At 43.8% G+C, this 16,651-nt stretch carries 11 protein-coding genes, 2 tRNA genes, 3 rRNA genes and 1 other annotated feature; all 16 genes read left to right on the top strand.

Annotation, left to right across the window (positions count from 1 at the left end):
- Positions 1-6: 6 nt before the first annotated feature.
- Positions 7-1,023 (top strand): LUD domain-containing protein, encoded by a 1,017-nt coding sequence (locus DESME_RS07535; protein WP_006717009.1) that lies wholly within the window; start codon positions 7-9, stop codon positions 1,021-1,023.
- A 24-nt stretch (positions 1,024-1,047) separates the two neighbouring features.
- Positions 1,048-1,482, top strand: coding sequence for a FadR/GntR family transcriptional regulator (locus tag DESME_RS16255; RefSeq protein WP_006717007.1), 435 nt, complete (start codon positions 1,048-1,050; stop codon positions 1,480-1,482).
- A 714-nt stretch (positions 1,483-2,196) separates the two neighbouring features.
- Entirely contained in the window at positions 2,197-3,483 is a 1,287-nt protein-coding gene (locus DESME_RS07525) for a methyl-accepting chemotaxis protein (RefSeq protein WP_006717005.1), read from the top strand.
- Positions 3,484-3,572: 89 nt separating this feature from the next.
- Positions 3,573-4,310: a tRNA pseudouridine(38-40) synthase TruA gene (gene truA, locus DESME_RS07520; RefSeq protein WP_006717003.1), complete on the top strand. Its 738-nt coding sequence runs from the start codon at positions 3,573-3,575 to the stop codon at positions 4,308-4,310.
- 281 nt (positions 4,311-4,591) lie between these two features.
- Positions 4,592-4,666, top strand: a tRNA-Cys gene (locus tag DESME_RS07515).
- Positions 4,667-4,671: 5 nt separating this feature from the next.
- Positions 4,672-4,760 (top strand) — tRNA-Leu (locus DESME_RS07510).
- 277 nt (positions 4,761-5,037) lie between these two features.
- Positions 5,038-6,603: ribosomal RNA gene (locus DESME_RS07505) — 16S ribosomal RNA — on the top strand.
- Positions 6,604-6,956: 353 nt separating this feature from the next.
- Positions 6,957-9,872 (top strand): 23S ribosomal RNA (locus DESME_RS07500).
- A gap of 105 nt (positions 9,873-9,977) precedes the next feature.
- Positions 9,978-10,094, top strand: a 5S ribosomal RNA gene (gene rrf, locus DESME_RS07495).
- The 16S, 23S and 5S rRNA genes sit together here with 2 tRNA genes alongside, the layout of an rRNA operon.
- Before the next feature lie 227 nt (positions 10,095-10,321).
- The gene (locus DESME_RS07490; RefSeq protein WP_006718965.1) at positions 10,322-10,936 is read left to right on the top strand and encodes a TetR/AcrR family transcriptional regulator; all 615 of its coding nucleotides are present in this window, start codon (positions 10,322-10,324) and stop codon (positions 10,934-10,936) included.
- Positions 10,937-10,958: 22 nt separating this feature from the next.
- Positions 10,959-11,720: an ABC transporter ATP-binding protein gene (locus tag DESME_RS07485; protein ID WP_006718966.1), complete on the top strand. Its 762-nt coding sequence runs from the start codon at positions 10,959-10,961 to the stop codon at positions 11,718-11,720.
- Entirely contained in the window at positions 11,711-12,466 is a 756-nt protein-coding gene (locus DESME_RS07480; RefSeq protein WP_006718968.1) for an ABC transporter permease, read from the top strand. The genes DESME_RS07485 and DESME_RS07480 overlap by 10 nt, the downstream gene beginning before the upstream one ends.
- Positions 12,467-12,569: 103 nt before the next feature.
- Entirely contained in the window at positions 12,570-13,550 is a 981-nt protein-coding gene (locus tag DESME_RS07475) for an ABC transporter substrate-binding protein (protein WP_006718970.1), read from the top strand.
- Between the two features lie 141 nt (positions 13,551-13,691).
- On the top strand, positions 13,692-14,135 hold the full coding sequence (locus tag DESME_RS07470; protein WP_006718972.1) for a DUF2383 domain-containing protein: 444 nt from the start codon (positions 13,692-13,694) through the stop codon (positions 14,133-14,135).
- A gap of 112 nt (positions 14,136-14,247) precedes the next feature.
- Positions 14,248-14,499 (top strand) — a binding site (T-box leader).
- 74 nt (positions 14,500-14,573) lie between these two features.
- The gene (trpB, locus tag DESME_RS07465; RefSeq protein ID WP_006718974.1) at positions 14,574-15,758 is read left to right on the top strand and encodes a tryptophan synthase subunit beta; all 1,185 of its coding nucleotides are present in this window, start codon (positions 14,574-14,576) and stop codon (positions 15,756-15,758) included.
- Positions 15,751-16,533, top strand: coding sequence for a tryptophan synthase subunit alpha (gene trpA / locus DESME_RS07460; RefSeq protein WP_006718976.1), 783 nt, complete (start codon positions 15,751-15,753; stop codon positions 16,531-16,533). Before trpB ends, trpA begins: the two co-directional genes overlap by 8 nt.
- The last annotated feature ends 118 nt before the right edge of the window (positions 16,534-16,651 follow it).

Raw genomic sequence — 16,651 nt, 5'->3', positions numbered from 1 at the left:
AGAATCATGAGTAACTCAAAAGCACAGAATATCTTAAAACAGATTGATACAAACCGAAAAGCACTAATTCAGGAGTATCCCAATTTAGCGAAGCAAGTTCATGATATCAAAACTTCAGTAGCAACTAACCTAAAAGCCTCTACAGAGAATACTGTTGCCTCCCTCATAAGAAAAGGATGCCATGTGACCGTGGCCAAAAATTCAGCTGAAGCACAAGAGCAAATTTTAAAAATCCTTGGAGGAAATCAACATGTGGCGATGAGTAAAAACCCTGTTTTTACTGAAATCGCTTTGAGAAATTATTTAAAAGCAAATAGTGTAGAGGTTCTTAATACGGATTTAGGGGAAAGAGCTTCCGGGACTGAAATTGATGCGCATCCTTGGATTGCGAGTATCAATACCTCAATTCCAAATCAGGAATGGGTTATACAGACTAAGCATGAGATCAAGGAGCAGGTGGCTCATCTGCAGTATGGAATTACTGGTGCGGAAGCTATCGTCGAACAAAATGGAACCATAGCCCTACTTGAAAGCGAGGGAAATGTACGGTTCACCACCAATCTTCCGTATAATCATATTGTGGTTGTTGGAATCGATAAGATTGTTCCCTCACTTGAAGATGCCTTAGCTGTTTGCCGTGCAATCAGTGTTTATGGCCTAGGCAGAGATCTCCTAAGCTACATTTCCTTTATCAATGGCCCCAGCCGAACAGCGGATATCGAGTATAAAATGGTCCAAGGCATGCACGGTCCTAAAGAAGTATACGTGATCCTGGTTGATAATGGACGTTTGGCAGCGGCAGAGAGTCGACAGTTTGATTTACTTAAATGCTTCCATTGCGGTGGTTGTCTTGTCGATTGTCCAAAATATCTAACCGAAGGAATAGAAAAAGGCTATTACTTCACCGGGAAAAGGGCGAAGATTCTGGCAAGTTTCTTAGAAGGAGCAAAACAAGCCGATGATGCAGATTGTGGAGATTGCTCACTGTGTAATCAAAACTGTCCCGTAGGTATTCAAGTTTAACTTGCCGTCACGTATGGAGGTTCAATGCAGTTTGAGAAGATTACGAAGCCTCACAAAACATACCAAGAGGTTTTAAAACAAATCAACAACCGAGTTATCGAAGGAAAGCTCCGCCCCGGCGATCGACTCATGGGGGAACGAGAAATGGCTGCTGAGTTAGGGGTTAGTCGGACAACTTTACGAGAGGCGCTCAGGACCATGGAATTCTTGGGATTGGTTAAAATTAAGCCAGGAGGCGGAACGTTCATTCAAGATGCTCAGTTAAATGAAATCATTAGCCCTTTGGCATTAGCTTTATCGGTGGAGCCGATACGAATTGAAGAACTTTGGGAAACTCGCATTACTCTTGAGGTGAAATGTGCAGGCTTAGCTGCCTTACGGGCCTCAGAGGAAGACATGCAGCGGATAGCCGACGCTCTCCGTGATATGCAGGCTCAATTGGGTGATCTTGATGCCTAGGCTAAAGCGGATATGCTGTTTCACTATACGGTTGCTCAAGCATCTCAGAATTCGATGATGAATCGCCTCTTGCAAACGTTTGTCATCCACATCTATGAACTTATTAAGAATGCTGGACCACTCCGATGGACTATACACGCTTCAAGAGCATATCTCTATTTATGAAAACGATAATGGGCCAAGACTCGGAACAATCAAGGTTGCTTATGAAGAAACACTTAGAAGAGTCGAGAGGCGAGGGATAGACTTCTTTCCTCTTATCCTCTCTTACCCCAGATGTAGATGGGTATCCTTGTATCTTATGTACGAGAATACCCATCTACATCTCTTCTTATAGTCTGTCCCAGTCTACTTCTTGAAATGATTTATGATTGGGAAGGAGGAGTCAAGACGTACCCTGACATGTCAGTCGCTTTTTCCCTGCCTAGAAGATGATGAACATACTGATAACCCAGGTGAGAATCGCATTTATGCTGTGATAAACATAAAGGTATTATCAAACTTATATATGAACAGCGTTTAACCCAATCTTTTTTGCCGAGTATTGATTATAATTAAATTGAAGGAATAAATTATTTTAATTGTTTATATTTGTATTTATTTATATATACTTCAATGTAAATTGGTGTATAATGGTAAAGTAACACCGTAATAGCAGTTTTAATGTGAAATTTTGAACATGGTGATAAAAATAAACATTTAAAGGAGAGCAAAATGCACTCATTAACAAAATTTATTAGTCGCTTTTCAATAATGTCCATCATGTTTGGCACGATGCTTTTTGCGGGAGCACTTGTAGGATTGATTTTCCCGCTTTTTGCGCAACTTTTTGTAACGATATCGCCGGGGAAAAGCCAACTATTTACAGTGAGCTGTGTTTTGGCCGGATTTCTTCTCGGAGTAGGAAATTATTTTATTGCCCGCGCTATTCTCTATAATCCATTTAATACCATCACTCAAAAAGTCAAAGAATTATCTTCAGGTGATTTAACCGTTCATATGGAAATCAGAGGGAGCGATCTGATTGGCGAACTGGCCCAGGCCATTGAACTGCTCTCTACAAGTTTTAGACGCACCTCAGGAAACACCCTTAAAGCAGCTCAAAAGGTAGTTCAGGTTAGCGACCAAGTCACAATGCGCTCTCAATCATATATTGAAAAGTCTCATCACTCTTCGGAAATATCTAATCAACAAGTTCAGAATGCATCTGACCAAATTGAAACTTTTCAACAGGTCAGTGCGATAATCCAGAAAATGCTCGAGGAAGTTAACGAAATTAATTTGCTTCTTCAATCAGCTACTCAAACTGCAGTTCAGTTTATGAATACATCGACAGAAGGAACGGGTTTAGTCCAGAAACTAGACCAAGGAATTGAAAACATCAAGTCTGATTTAAACCTCACCCAAAATCGCGTTAATCAGCTTCAACAAAATTCCAATCAAATCAATTCAATTGTTAAACTGATTCAAGGAATTGCAACTCAAACGAATTTGCTGGCACTGAATGCTTCCATTGAAGCCGCCAGAGCAGGCGAGGCGGGTAAAGGTTTCTCAGTTGTTGCTGACGAAGTACGAAAGCTGGCAGTGGCTTCCTCCGATGCCGCAAAACAAATCGCAGCTCTCCTCCATTCAATGAATGATGATATCGAATCGTTGGTCTTTTCGACAGATAATACGTTTAATGCCTTAATCCAAGAAGAATCATCGATGGAAGAAGCACAGAATGTCTTTGGTGAAATTGCGACAAAAGCGAATTTACTTAAAAATAGCATCCAGTCCGCTGAGAAAATGTTAGATAGCACGAATCAAGAAGCATCTCAGGTTAAAACAGCCTTGAGCCAAATGAATACGTTAAGCAATAGTTCATGGGATTTTGCTATAAAAATCGGAGCTTTGTTTGAAGAGCAAGCAAACGGCCTACAAACGCTTGCCAATCAATCTGAGTCCCTACAACTAACCCTAACTGAAATGACAGCTGGACTTGACTCACTAAAACTTTAAATGCACGCATTTTAATTTACATTTACGTGTTAGCTCATTATTGTAGTATACTAACATGTATTACTTAGAATAATTAAAGGTGGAGCATAATGAGAAATTTAAAATTGACCATTGCCTATGATGGATCTAGATACAAAGGCTGGCAAAAACAAAAGGACAATGATCTCACAATACAAGGTAAAATAGAAACCGTCTTATCCAAAATGACTGGAGAATCTATTCTTCTCGTGGGATGTGGTCGAACCGATTCAGGAGTCCATGCTGAAAATTACATCGCCAATTTCCATACTAAATGCGCCTTGAGTCCCAACGAAATAGTAGATTATCTTTATGAGTATTTACCAGAAGATATCGTTGTAAAATCTATCGATGAGATAGCTGAAAGGTTTCATGCCAGATATAATGTAAAATCAAAAACGTATGTATATAGAATAAATACGGACAAATTCAGAGATGTGTTTAACAGAAAGTATACTTATCACCTTGCTGATAAACTTAATTTAAGAGAAATGAAAAGTGCTTCAGAGGTTTTAATTGGCACGCATGATTTTCAGAGTTTTACTAACTTAAAAAGCAGAGACAAATCAACGATCAGAACGATCAATTATATCAATATAGGTGAACAGGATGGACTTCTAGAAATAGAGGTGAATGGCAATGGCTTCTTGTGGAATATGGTAAGAATCATTGTTGGAACACTTCTTGAAGTCGGTAAAGGTAATCTTAAACCAAGTGATGTTGAAAAAATATTAAATGAAAAGAAAAGATGGGAAGCTGGGCCTTTAGCTCAAGCTAAAGGGCTATTTCTAAAAGATGTCCAATATTAAACAATAGAAGAGCTTAGATATAATCAGGCCCCATCTTGGGAGGTGAATTATAGATAAGTCATGTCAAAGTTGCCTCGTGCCAAATGAAGGTAGAAAAGAATAAGTATGGCAATCGTTACCTGTTTGGCAGCATAGACGTGAAGATATCTATAAGTTAATGAATTTATAAGTTAGGCTCGATAATATCTAAAAATTCCCAGTTGCTTAATCATTCATTTTATACTAAAATAAAGTTCCGTCGCAAATACTGCGAAGTTAATGTGATGACGTGAAAGAGATGCGGCGGTATAGCCAAGTGGTAAGGCAAAGGTCTGCAAAACCTTTATCCCCATGTTCGATTCTGGGTACCGCCTCCAAACATGCCGGAGTGGCGGAACTGGCAGACGCACGGGACTTAAAATCCCGCGGGCCCTAAAGCCCGTACCGGTTCGATTCCGGTCTTCGGCACCAAATTAAGTCCAAATTCTTCAGAGAATAATTACCAGTTGTCAAATGCTTTACATTTTGTTAAACTAGCATTCCGTCACTTCTTTCTCAATTGCCAAATGGTGACTGTGATGAAGAAATTGGCAGTTGACTTTAACAGGTCAATCTGCTAAAATAAATAACTGTCGCGAGTGATTGCGACGACAAAGATTGGTCTTTGAAAACTAAACAACAAGGAACAGCCAAGTGACTCGTTAAAGAGTTTGAGATGAATTTGAGCAATCAAATTTTCTTCATAAATTTTATGGAGAGTTTGATCCTGGCTCAGGACGAACGCTGGCGGCGTGCCTAACACATGCAAGTCGAACGGAGAACTCAATAAGCTTGCTTAGCGAGTTTTTAGTGGCGGACGGGTGAGTAACGCGTGGGTAACCTACCCATTAAATCGGGACAACCCTTGGAAACGAGGGCTAATACCGGATACGTTTAACTGATGGCATCATCGGTTAAAGAAAGATGGCCTCTGAACATGCTATCGATAATGGATGGACCCGCGTCTGATTAGCTAGTTGGTGGGGTAAAGGCCTACCAAGGCGACGATCAGTAGCCGGCCTGAGAGGGTGAACGGCCACACTGGGACTGAGACACGGCCCAGACTCCTACGGGAGGCAGCAGTGGGGAATCTTCCGCAATGGACGAAAGTCTGACGGAGCAACGCCGCGTGTATGATGAAGGCCTTCGGGTTGTAAAGTACTGTTTTCAGGGACGAACGGTAGATATGCAAATAGTGTATTTACATGACGGTACCTGAGGAGGAAGCCCCGGCTAACTACGTGCCAGCAGCCGCGGTAATACGTAGGGGGCAAGCGTTGTCCGGAATCATTGGGCGTAAAGGGCGCGTAGGCGGATAATTAAGTCTGGTGTGAAAACTTGGGGCTCAACCCCAAGCCTGCATCGGAAACTGGTTATCTTGAGGACAGGAGAGGAAAGTGGAATTCCACGTGTAGCGGTGAAATGCGTAGAGATGTGGAGGAACACCAGTGGCGAAGGCGACTTTCTGGACTGTAACTGACGCTGAGGCGCGAAAGCGTGGGGAGCAAACAGGATTAGATACCCTGGTAGTCCACGCCGTAAACGATGAGTGCTAGGTGTAGAGGGTATCGACCCCTTCTGTGCCGCAGTTAACACAATAAGCACTCCGCCTGGGGAGTACGGCCGCAAGGTTGAAACTCAAAGGAATTGACGGGGGCCCGCACAAGCGGTGGAGCATGTGGTTTAATTCGACGCAACGCGAAGAACCTTACCAAGGCTTGACATCCTACGAATTCTTAGGAAACTAAGGAGTGCCCTTCGGGGAACGTAGAGACAGGTGGTGCATGGTTGTCGTCAGCTCGTGTCGTGAGATGTTGGGTTAAGTCCCGCAACGAGCGCAACCCCTATGTTTAGTTGCTAACGAGTAAGGTCGAGCACTCTAGACAGACTGCCGGTGATAAACCGGAGGAAGGTGGGGATGACGTCAAATCATCATGCCCCTTATGTCTTGGGCTACACACGTGCTACAATGGCCGGTACAGACGGAAGCGAAGCCGCGAGGTGGAGCAAATCCGAGAAAGCCGGTCTCAGTTCGGATTGTTCTCTGCAACTCGAGAACATGAAGTTGGAATCGCTAGTAATCGCAGGTCAGCATACTGCGGTGAATACGTTCCCGGGCCTTGTACACACCGCCCGTCACACCACGAAAGTCTGCAACACCCGAAGCCGGTGAGGTAACCCGAAAGGGAGCTAGCCGTCGAAGGTGGGGCCGATGATTGGGGTGAAGTCGTAACAAGGTAGCCGTATCGGAAGGTGCGGCTGGATCACCTCCTTTCTAAGGAGACATGTTAGCTTAAGATTTTAAGTTAACTAATCCTATGGTCGATCCTCAATCGAGGAAGAATCTCTTTGGAGAAACGGAATCGATTGAAGGGTAGAGTCGAAAGACTCAAAAGCCGAAAAGGCAAAAGCGCAGAGCAATCTGCGAGGCTGTAAAGAAGCGTAAGCTTTCCTTTGTTGTTTAGTTTTGAGAGACCAGAAATGGCTTCTCTAAATTTTTGTCCAATCCAGAGAATAAACCCTCAGAATTGGCCCAAAAAAATGGTGTTCTTTGAAAACTGCACAGAGAAAATAGTTTTTCAAAAGTCAAAGGATTCATATAAAAACCTGAAGTGGCGAAAAGATTTAGGTCAAGCTACTAAGGGCGTACGGTGGATGCCTAGGCGCTAAGAGTCGAAGAAGGGCGCGGTTAACAGCGAAATGCCACGGGGAGCAGTAAGCATGCATTGATCCGTGGATACCCGAATGGGGCAACCCCATTGGAGTTATATCCAATGATCTTTAACTGAATAGATAGGTTAAAGAGGACAACCCGGGGAACTGAAACATCTAAGTACCCGGAGGAAGAGAAAGAATAATCGATTCCCTGAGTAGCGGCGAGCGAAACGGGAAGAGCCCAAACCAAGCTCTTCGGAGCTTGGGGTTGTAGGACCCTCTATTAAGCATTAATTCTTAGCTGAAGAAATCTGGAAAGATTCAGCAAAGAAGGTAACACTCCTGTAAGCGAAAAGAAGAAATGCTGTGAGGGTATCCTGAGTACCGCGGGACACGAGAAACCCCGTGGGAAACCGGGAGGACCACCTCCCAAGGCTAAATACTCCTTAGCGACCGATAGTGAACCAGTACCGTGAGGGAAAGGTGAAAAGCACCCCGGGAGGGGAGTGAAAAAGAACCTGAAACCGTACGCTTACAAGCAGTCAAAGCACCCTTGAGGTGTGATGGCGTGCCTTTTGTAGAATGAACCGGCGAGTTACGGTATGTAGCGAGGTTAAAGCGAGAAGCTGGAGCCGAAGCGAAAGCGAGTCTGAAAAGGGCGACAAGTTACATGCTGTAGACCCGAAACCGTGTGATCTACCCATGGTCAGGGTGAAGGTGGGGTAAAACCTACTGGAGGCCCGAACTCACTGTCGTTGAAAAGGCAAGGGATGAACTGTGGGTAGGGGTGAAATGCCAATCGAACACGGAGATAGCTGGTTCTCCCCGAAATAGCTTTAGGGCTAGCCTCAATTGATGATTCTTGGCGGTAAAGCACTGAATAGGCTAGGGGCCTTACCGGGTTACCGAACCTTATCAAACTCTGAATGCCAAGAATTTAGATTGGGAGTCAGACTGTGGGGGATAAGCTTCATAGTCAAAAGGGAAACAGCCCAGACCATCAGCTAAGGTCCCAAAGTATACGCTAAGTGGAAAAGGATGTGGAATTGCACAGACAACCAGGATGTTGGCTCAGAAGCAGCCACCATTTAAAGAGTGCGTAATAGCTCACTGGTCGAGTGGTTCTGCGCCGAAAATGTAACGGGGCTCAAGCGTATCACCGAAGCTATGGCTTTACAGTTTACTGTAAGGGGTAGGGGAGCGTTCCAAGGTCAGCGAAGTTCAACTGGAAGGTTGGGTGGAGAGCTTGGAAGTGAGAATGCCGGTATGAGTATGCGAAAAGGTGAGTGAGAATCTCACCCGCCGAAAATCTAAGGTTTCCTGGGGAAGGCTCGTCCGCCCAGGGTCAGTCGGGACCTAAGCCGAGGCCGAAAGGCGTAGGTGATGGACAACTGGTGGATATTCCAGTACCTCTCTTAAACGTTATTAGCGATGGGGTGACACAGAAGGATAGGTTAAGCGTGCCGTTGGTTGAGCACGCCCAAGCCCGTAGGGTGTGAGGCAGGTAAATCCGTCTTACGCGTTGCCTGAAAGGTAATGGGGAGCGAAAATAAGTAGCGAAGTAACCGACTCCAAGCTGTCAAGAAAAGCCTCTAGTGAGTGAGAGAGAGCCCGTACCGCAAACCGACACAGGTAGATAAGGAGAGAATCCTAAGGCGCGCGAGAAAACCCTCGTTAAGGAACTCGGCAAAATAGCCCCGTAACTTCGGGAGAAGGGGCGCTCTTCGCAAGAAGAGCCGCAGAGAAATGGTCCAGGCGACTGTTTAACAAAAACACAGGTTCCTGCCAATCTAGAAAAGAGAAGTATAGGAGCTGACGCCTGCCCGGTGCTGGAAGGTTAAGAGGAGAGGTTAGCCGCAAGGCGAAGCTTTGAATTGAAGCCCCAGTAAACGGCGGCCGTAACTATAACGGTCCTAAGGTAGCGAAATTCCTTGTCAGGTAAGTTCTGACCCGCACGAAAGGCGTAACGATCTGGACACTGTCTCAACGAGGGACTCGGCGAAATTGTAATACCCGTGAAGATGCGGGTTACCTGCGACAGGACAGAAAGACCCCATGGAGCTTTACTGTAGCTTGACATTGGATTTTGGTATAAAATGTACAGGATAGGTGGGAGACTAAGAAGCTAGGGCGCCAGCCTTGGTTGAGTCGCCGGTGGGATACCACTCTTTTTGTACTGAAATTCTAACTTAGACCCCTGAATCGGGGTTGAGGACCGTGTCAGGTGGGCAGTTTGACTGGGGCGGTCGCCTCCTAAAGAGTAACGGAGGCGCCCAAAGGTTCCCTCAGCGCGGATGGAAATCGCGCGAAGAGTGTAAAGGCAAAAGGGAGCTTGACTGCGAGACCAACAAGTCGAGCAGGGACGAAAGTCGGGCTTAGTGATCCGGTGGTACCGAGTGGAAGGGCCATCGCTCAACGGATAAAAGCTACCCTGGGGATAACAGGCTTATCTCCCCCAAGAGTCCATATCGACGGGGAGGTTTGGCACCTCGATGTCGGCTCATCGCATCCTGGAGCTGTAGTAGGTCCCAAGGGTTGGGCTGTTCGCCCATTAAAGCGGTACGTGAGCTGGGTTCAGAACGTCGTGAGACAGTTCGGTCCCTATCCGTCGCAGGCGCAGGAAATTTGAGGGGAGCTGACCCTAGTACGAGAGGACCGGGTTGGACGGATCACTGGTGTACCAGTTGTCTCGCCAGAGGCATAGCTGGGTAGCTATATCCGGATCGGATAAGCGCTGAAAGCATCTAAGCGCGAAACCGACCTCAAGATGAGATTTCCCACAGCACAAGCTGGTAAGACCCCTGAAAGATGATCAGGTAGATAGGCCCAATGTGGAAGCGCGGTGACGTGTGGAGCTGACGGGTACTAATCGGTCGAGGGCTTGACCTAATGAGCCATGAAGGTTGAAACTGATGACTTGAAGAAAAACGAAAAGATCTGTGTAGTTTTGAAGGAACAGAAAGCTCTGAAAAGAGCCCTGAAAACTTCAAACGATCTGGTGATTATGCCGGAGGGGTTCCACCCGTTCCCATCTCGAACACGGAAGTTAAGACCTCCAGGGCCGATGATACTTGGACCGCAGGGTCCTGGGAAAGTAGGTCGTCGCCAGGTAAGCAAAAGCAGAGAGACTATCTTAATTGATGGTCTCTTTGCTTTTTGCTTTTACTAATGCGGAAGTACACTTTGATTTAATTATCTAAAACCTAGATCAAAAGCCTAGGTCTTTCCTTAAGTGCGAATCTAGCTTGACTATAAATAGAACAAAGTGTAAACTTTAATTCGAATGAACTGAATTAAAGTTCATTTTTTATTTTAAATCAGATGATGGAGAGTTGAGAATGGTCTATAATAAAACCGAAAAAATATTAGAAAAGCAGCAATTACGAAGTCAGAAAATTATTAAAGCTGTTCGCGAAATTCTCTCCGAAAAAGATATGGGTAAAGTATCAATCAAATCAATTGCTCAAAAAGCAGGGATTGCTACAGGTACATTTTATTTGTACTTTGCGGATAAAGAAACTTTGATTGATACTGTTGTCCAAGAAATCTACCAAGAACTACTCGAGCATATAAAAAATGAAAGGGCGCAGTACTCAAACGGTTTTGACAAGTTACAGGCAACTATGGAAGTCTGTATCCAATTATTTATGAAAGAAAAGCACCTCGCCAAAACTGTTTTAGTTGATGTTCCACAGAAAAATACGGCACTGAATTCGAAATATACATATATTGAAAACGATCTCATCCGACTTGCCAAGATAGACATAGACGAGCTCATGGATAAACAACTAATCCCAAAGCAAGATACTCTGGTCAGCGCAATAGCATTCGTTGGAGCGTTCCGCGAAGTTATTTTATCCTGGATTAGTACTGGTGAACCCCTCGACTCAGAGCTTGCCCAAAAAACTCTCATTGAATATAACATGAGGGCATTAGGCAGATACATAATATAAATATAATAAGGAAGATTTAGAGATGGATTATATAGCAATTGATTCTTTACAGGTCAACTATGCTCAAAACAAACACATCACTCCTGCTCTTAGGGATGTAAGTTTAACTTTGCGCCAGGGATGCATAGGAGCAATTATTGGACCCTCTGGATGTGGAAAAAGTACACTTTTAAGTGTTTTGGCAGGCTTGAATAAAAACTTTCAGGGGAATGTACTTCTCCATGACAAGCCACCTCTAGAAAGCAGTGAAACTGCTTTAATTCTACAAGAATATGGCCTTTTGCCTTGGAAAACGGTTTGGGATAATGTTAAATTGGGTCTCCAAATCAAAGGGGTTTCATCAAAAGAAACCGCCAAAAGGGCTGAGGAAATTCTGAATAAACTAGACCTACTTCATCTGAAGAAGCGCTTTCCCATTCAATTAAGTGGCGGCCAACGGCAAAGAGTAGCTATCGCACGCTCACTGATTCTCCAACCTGAGCTTCTTTTAATGGATGAACCCTTTTCCTCACTAGATGCCCTGACAAGGGAAGAGATGCAGGATCTTTTACTCAATATTTGGCAAGAGACGAATTTAACCATTCTCATCATTACGCACAACATCGAAGAGGCTGTTTTCCTGGGACAAAAGATCTTCGTGATGTCCACATCTCCAGGTACAATTATTCAGGAACTTGAAAATCCACTTGCAGGAGATTATACCGCCCGTGGAAAAATGGAGTTCTTAGAAATGTGCAACTCTTTGCGTTTAAGCTTAAGAGGGAGGGACATAGATTGCACTTAAAAGGCTTAGCTCATAAACTTCTCTATATCATTGGAGCCATTCTATTTCTTATCTTCGCCTGGCAAATTTTATCAATGATTCTCAAGACTCCTGCCTTTCCTCCGCCAAAGGAGGCCATTACGACCTTTATCGAACTTTTTAGTAGCGATCTCGTTCCTCATTTAAAAATCAGCTTTTATCGTGTTGGCGTTAGTATGATCATTGCCACAGTATTAGCTGTCCCACTTGGCCTTTTTTTAGGAAAAAGCAAAAGAGCAGATCAAATTTCAGCCCCTTTGCTTTATCTTACTTTTCCCATTCCCAAAGTTGTATTTCTCCCGATTTTTATGATTCTTCTGGGGATCGGAAATACATCTAAAATCGTTTTAATTACTTTAATTGTATTTTATCAGATCCTCGTCATGACTCGAGATGCCGCTCGCAATGTGCAACAAGAATATGTACTTTCAGTGAAGTCGTTGCGTGCCACAGAAAGAGAACTTTATCAACATGTGTATTTTCCTGCCTGCTTGCCAGCAATTTTTACTTCTCTAAAAATAGGTTTAGGAGTTGCTTTGGCCGTTCTTTTCTTAGTCGAAACCTATGCAACCCAAGAAGGAATCGGTTACTTTATCATGAATTCCTGGAGCAGTCTAGCCTACGATCAAATGTTTGCAGGAATTATTGCAATGTCGCTCATGGGTTTCCTACTTTACTTGCTCTTTGATACGTGTGAAAAAGTCCTGTGTTCTTGGGTAAATCCTTAAAGAATCAGGGTCGTGAGCTATTGACTTGATTCAGCTATAAGTATACGATAATTGAAGAATTGAACTTTAATTCATAATTTAAAATTATTCAGGAGGCGTCAAGATGCGTTATAAATCTTTACTCTCTACATTGCTAGCCATAACCCTTCTTTTAACCGTAGTAACCGGTTGTGCTCAAAGCAATCCCGCTAAACCTGGTGAAACTCAACACGCTGAATCCGCTACTTTGAAAATTGGATCCTTAACTATTGAAGAAAACTTACCTTTATTCGTTGCTGAAAAAAATGGGTATTTTGCTGATGAGAAGGTAAAAGTCGAACTTGTTCCTTTTCAAAGTCCTGTTGAACTTCAAAGCGCCTTTCAGTCGGGTGACCTTGATGGAATGATTACAGACATTATGATTGCTGCTATGCTCCAAAGTTCAGGTCAAGATCTGCGCGTGACTTCGATTGCACTAGGTGCAACTCCACTGGAGGGACGCTTTGCGATTGTCGCCTCTCCAAATAGCAGTATCAAAACCGTGCAAGATCTAAAAGAAAAAAGTGTTGGAATTTCAAACAATTCAATTATTGAGTATGTAACAGATGGCCTTCTCCAAGAAGGTGGGGTCAACCCATCCGAAGTAAAGAAAACGACCGTTGCCAAAATCCCTGTTCGCGTCGAAATGCTTTTGAATAATCAAATTGATGCTATCACAGTTCCCGACCCTCAAATCTCCTATGTCGTGTCAAAAGGCGCAAAAATTGTTGCTGAAGACACCCAAGGAGCAAACCTTTCTCAATCCGTCATCTTGATGAAAGGGAAGACGATAGACAGCAATTCAGCTGCAATTTCCAATTTCTACAAAGCTTATACGAAAGCCGTAGATGATATCAATCAGACCCCTGATCAATATAAGGACTTGCTCGTTAAAAACGCAAATATTCCTGAGAGTGTTGTTGAAAGTTACAAAGTACAGCACTATTCAAAACCCCAACTTCCAACTGAAAATGAGTTTAATAACGTCATTACTTGGATGAAAAGCAAAAACTTGCTTAAAAATGAAGTCACTTATCAAGGTTTTGTTAAGTCAGGATTATATTAAGACGATTTCAAAATTGTTTTAAGGTATAAAAATTACACAGAAGCGCATTATAATATCGTGCTCTTCATTTCAATAAATGTCGTAAAAAGCCTTGCGTTCTTCGAACGTAGGGCTTCTATATTATTAAGGGGGCTGAGTTGCATGGAAAATCAGCATCAAATTGATACTCTGAATGAGTTACTAAAAGGCGAACATATGGCAATCCATGTTTATGACACCACAAAGGGCATACAGCAGGACAACCAAGTGTCCGAAATGCTCATTCAATTCGAACAAGATCATCAAAGGCACGCTGAACAACTTACACAGAGAATAAAGGACCTAGAGGGTACACCCGAAGCGGGGACTGGCTTATCCGGAGTTATGGCTAATATTACCTCAGTCGTTAATTCCCTGCGAGGCCCGGAACATCTCCTCGAACAAATTTACGACGGAGAAGATAAAGGAATCCATGCCTATGAAGACCGTATTGATGAGATTGACACGGTAAGCCAAAATGTGGTTCGGCAAATTATGAACGAAGATCATGAACACTTGAAATGGTTTAAAGCGAGAATGGAAAAGGAAAAATCAGAACGAATTTAAAATGTTTCGAAGAGCAATCGCGCTAACTTTTCCTTTCAAGATGTAAAAATTATACTTATGAATGATTGACAACTGAATCAGACTGCGTTAAGATGATGAAAATTAAATATGCTAAAAACCGTTGAGCAAGAGAAGTACGAAAAATTGGGTGTATCCAGAGAGCTGCGAGTGGTGTGATGCAGTAGCATAGATTTTTCTGAATGGGCTTGCGAGGGCAGCTTGAAACTGTGATCCAGGAGTAGACGCTGACGGGAACCTCGTCCGTTATCAGCGGGGTGCATATGATGGTATGCAAAATGAGGTGGATGATATTTAATCATCAATTTGGGTGGTAGCGCAGAAGTTAAAAGCTTTTGTCCCTTTATAGGGATAAAGGCTTTTTTGTTGTCTTCAAAGCAGTAACAACCTTACAGGTCAAAATGAAAAGAGGAGTTGGCTATGTTGCAAGGACGATTTGGAATCCATGGAGGACAATTTATTCCCGAAACGTTGATGAATGCAGTGATTGAGTTAGAAGAGGCTTACAACCGCTATAAGAATGATCCTGAATTCAATGAGGAGTTAGATTCTCTTCTTAAAAACTACGCAGGGAGGCCCTCGTTGCTCTATTACGCAGAAAAGATGACCCGTGATCTCGGCGGAGCAAAGGTTTATCTCAAACGCGAGGATCTCAACCATACCGGTTCACACAAGCTTAACAACGTTCTCGGCCAAGTACTTTTGGCCAAAAGAATGGGTAAAACCCGCGTCATCGCTGAAACAGGAGCAGGACAGCACGGTGTAGCCACGGCGACCGCTGCGGCACTCATGGGCATGGAATGTGAGATATATATGGGAAAGGAAGACATTGATCGTCAAGCGCTCAATGTTTACCGCATGGAACTGCTAGGTGCAAAGGTGCATTCTGTCACGAGTGGCACGCAAACGCTCAAAGATGCAGTGAACGAAACGATGCGTGAATGGACGGCTCGTGTGGAAGATACGCACTATGTGCTCGGTTCAGTCATGGGACCCCACCCGTTTCCGACGATTGTTCGTGATTTCCAAAGCGTGATTGGACGCGAAGTTAAAGAGCAGATGCTCCAAAAAGAGAGCAGACTACCGGACGCCTTACTCGCCTGTGTTGGGGGTGGCAGCAATGCGATGGGACTATTTTATGAATTTATCGGAGATCCGGATGTTCACCTCGTTGGCTGTGAAGCTGCAGGAAAGGGCGTCGACACCGATAAAACTGCCGCAACCATGGCTACTGGAACGATAGGTATCTTTCATGGTATGAAGTCTTATTTCTGTCAGGATCAGTATGGTCAGATTGCTCCCGTTTATTCCATTTCAGCTGGACTTGACTATCCAGGTATTGGTCCTGAACATGCCCATCTGCATGATATCGGTAGAGCCGAATATGTGCCAGTTACCGATGATGAGGCCGTTGAGGCCTTCGAATACCTCTCCCGGATGGAGGGAATTATTCCAGCTATCGAAAGTGCCCATGCGGTAGCTTACGCGAGAAAACTAGCTCCGACAATGGGCAAAGACCAAATCCTGGTCGTTAATCTATCGGGCAGAGGCGATAAAGATGTCGCTGCAATAGCCCGTTACAGGGGGGTACAAATCTATGAATAAGCTGCAACAGGCGTTTTCCAACGGTAAAGCTTTTATTCCCTTTATCACAGCAGGAGATCCCTCACTGGAAATAACCGAAAAGTTAGTGCTTAAGATGGCAGAAGAGGGTGCTGATCTAATCGAACTGGGTATTCCATTTTCTGATCCGATCGCAGAGGGCATCGTCATTCAAAGTGCGGACGAACGTGCGCTAGCAAGCGGTACAACAACTGATAAAATTTTTGACATGGTACATCACATCCGTAAGGTGTGCAAGGTCCCTATGGCTTTCATGACTTATGTGAACCCCATCTTTACTTATGGTACGGAGCAGTTTATGGAAAACTGTCAAGAGGCGGGGATTGACGCTTTAATTGTTCCTGATGTGCCTTTTGAAGAAAAAGACGAGCTTTTGCCGGCTTGCTCTCAATATGGCATTGAATTGATTTCGATGATCGCGCCAACCTCCAAGGAACGCATCCGTCAAATTGCTAGAGAAGCTGAAGGCTTTGTTTATTGTGTATCCTCTATGGGGGTCACAGGCGTGCGCCGAGAAATCAGCACCGACGTGGGTGAAATGGTTAAACTAGTTAAAGAGATCAAGGATATCCCGTGCGCGATTGGTTTTGGCATCTCCACACCTGAACAAGCGGCAAAGATGGTACAGTATGCGGATGGTGCAATTGTAGGAAGTGCAATTGTAAAAATCGTTGAACAATATGGCATGAAATGTGTAGCCCCTGTGGCAGAGTATGTCCGTAAGATGAAGAAGGCAGTAATGCAAAGCGATTCTTAGATTTGTCGTTGCAGTTATTTATTTCGAAAATAGTCCTACTTGAACAATTGCTAAAGATGTATTATGGTTTACACGGGAAGGAATTCTCAGAAACTTGACGAATAGATATTTAATAATT

The sequence above is a fragment of the Desulfitobacterium metallireducens DSM 15288 genome (assembly GCF_000231405.2).
GTDB lineage: Bacteria > Bacillota > Desulfitobacteriia > Desulfitobacteriales > Desulfitobacteriaceae > Desulfitobacterium_A > Desulfitobacterium_A metallireducens.
The sequence above is the reverse complement of the archived record's forward strand: the minus strand, read 5'-3'. Positions and strand labels throughout refer to the sequence as shown.

Coding starts and splice junctions, on each gene's coding strand:
- truA (WP_006717003.1), top strand. CDS start 3,573: ATGAGAAATTTAAAATTGACCATTGCCTATGATGGATCTAGATACAAA.
- DESME_RS07490 (WP_006718965.1), top strand. CDS start 10,322: ATGGTCTATAATAAAACCGAAAAAATATTAGAAAAGCAGCAATTACGA.
- DESME_RS07525 (WP_006717005.1), top strand. CDS start 2,197: ATGCACTCATTAACAAAATTTATTAGTCGCTTTTCAATAATGTCCATC.
- trpA (WP_006718976.1), top strand. CDS start 15,751: ATGAATAAGCTGCAACAGGCGTTTTCCAACGGTAAAGCTTTTATTCCC.
- DESME_RS07485 (WP_006718966.1), top strand. CDS start 10,959: ATGGATTATATAGCAATTGATTCTTTACAGGTCAACTATGCTCAAAAC.
- DESME_RS07475 (WP_006718970.1), top strand. CDS start 12,570: ATGCGTTATAAATCTTTACTCTCTACATTGCTAGCCATAACCCTTCTT.
- DESME_RS07470 (WP_006718972.1), top strand. CDS start 13,692: ATGGAAAATCAGCATCAAATTGATACTCTGAATGAGTTACTAAAAGGC.
- DESME_RS07535 (WP_006717009.1), top strand. CDS start 7: ATGAGTAACTCAAAAGCACAGAATATCTTAAAACAGATTGATACAAAC.
- DESME_RS16255 (WP_006717007.1), top strand. CDS start 1,048: ATGCAGTTTGAGAAGATTACGAAGCCTCACAAAACATACCAAGAGGTT.
- trpB (WP_006718974.1), top strand. CDS start 14,574: ATGTTGCAAGGACGATTTGGAATCCATGGAGGACAATTTATTCCCGAA.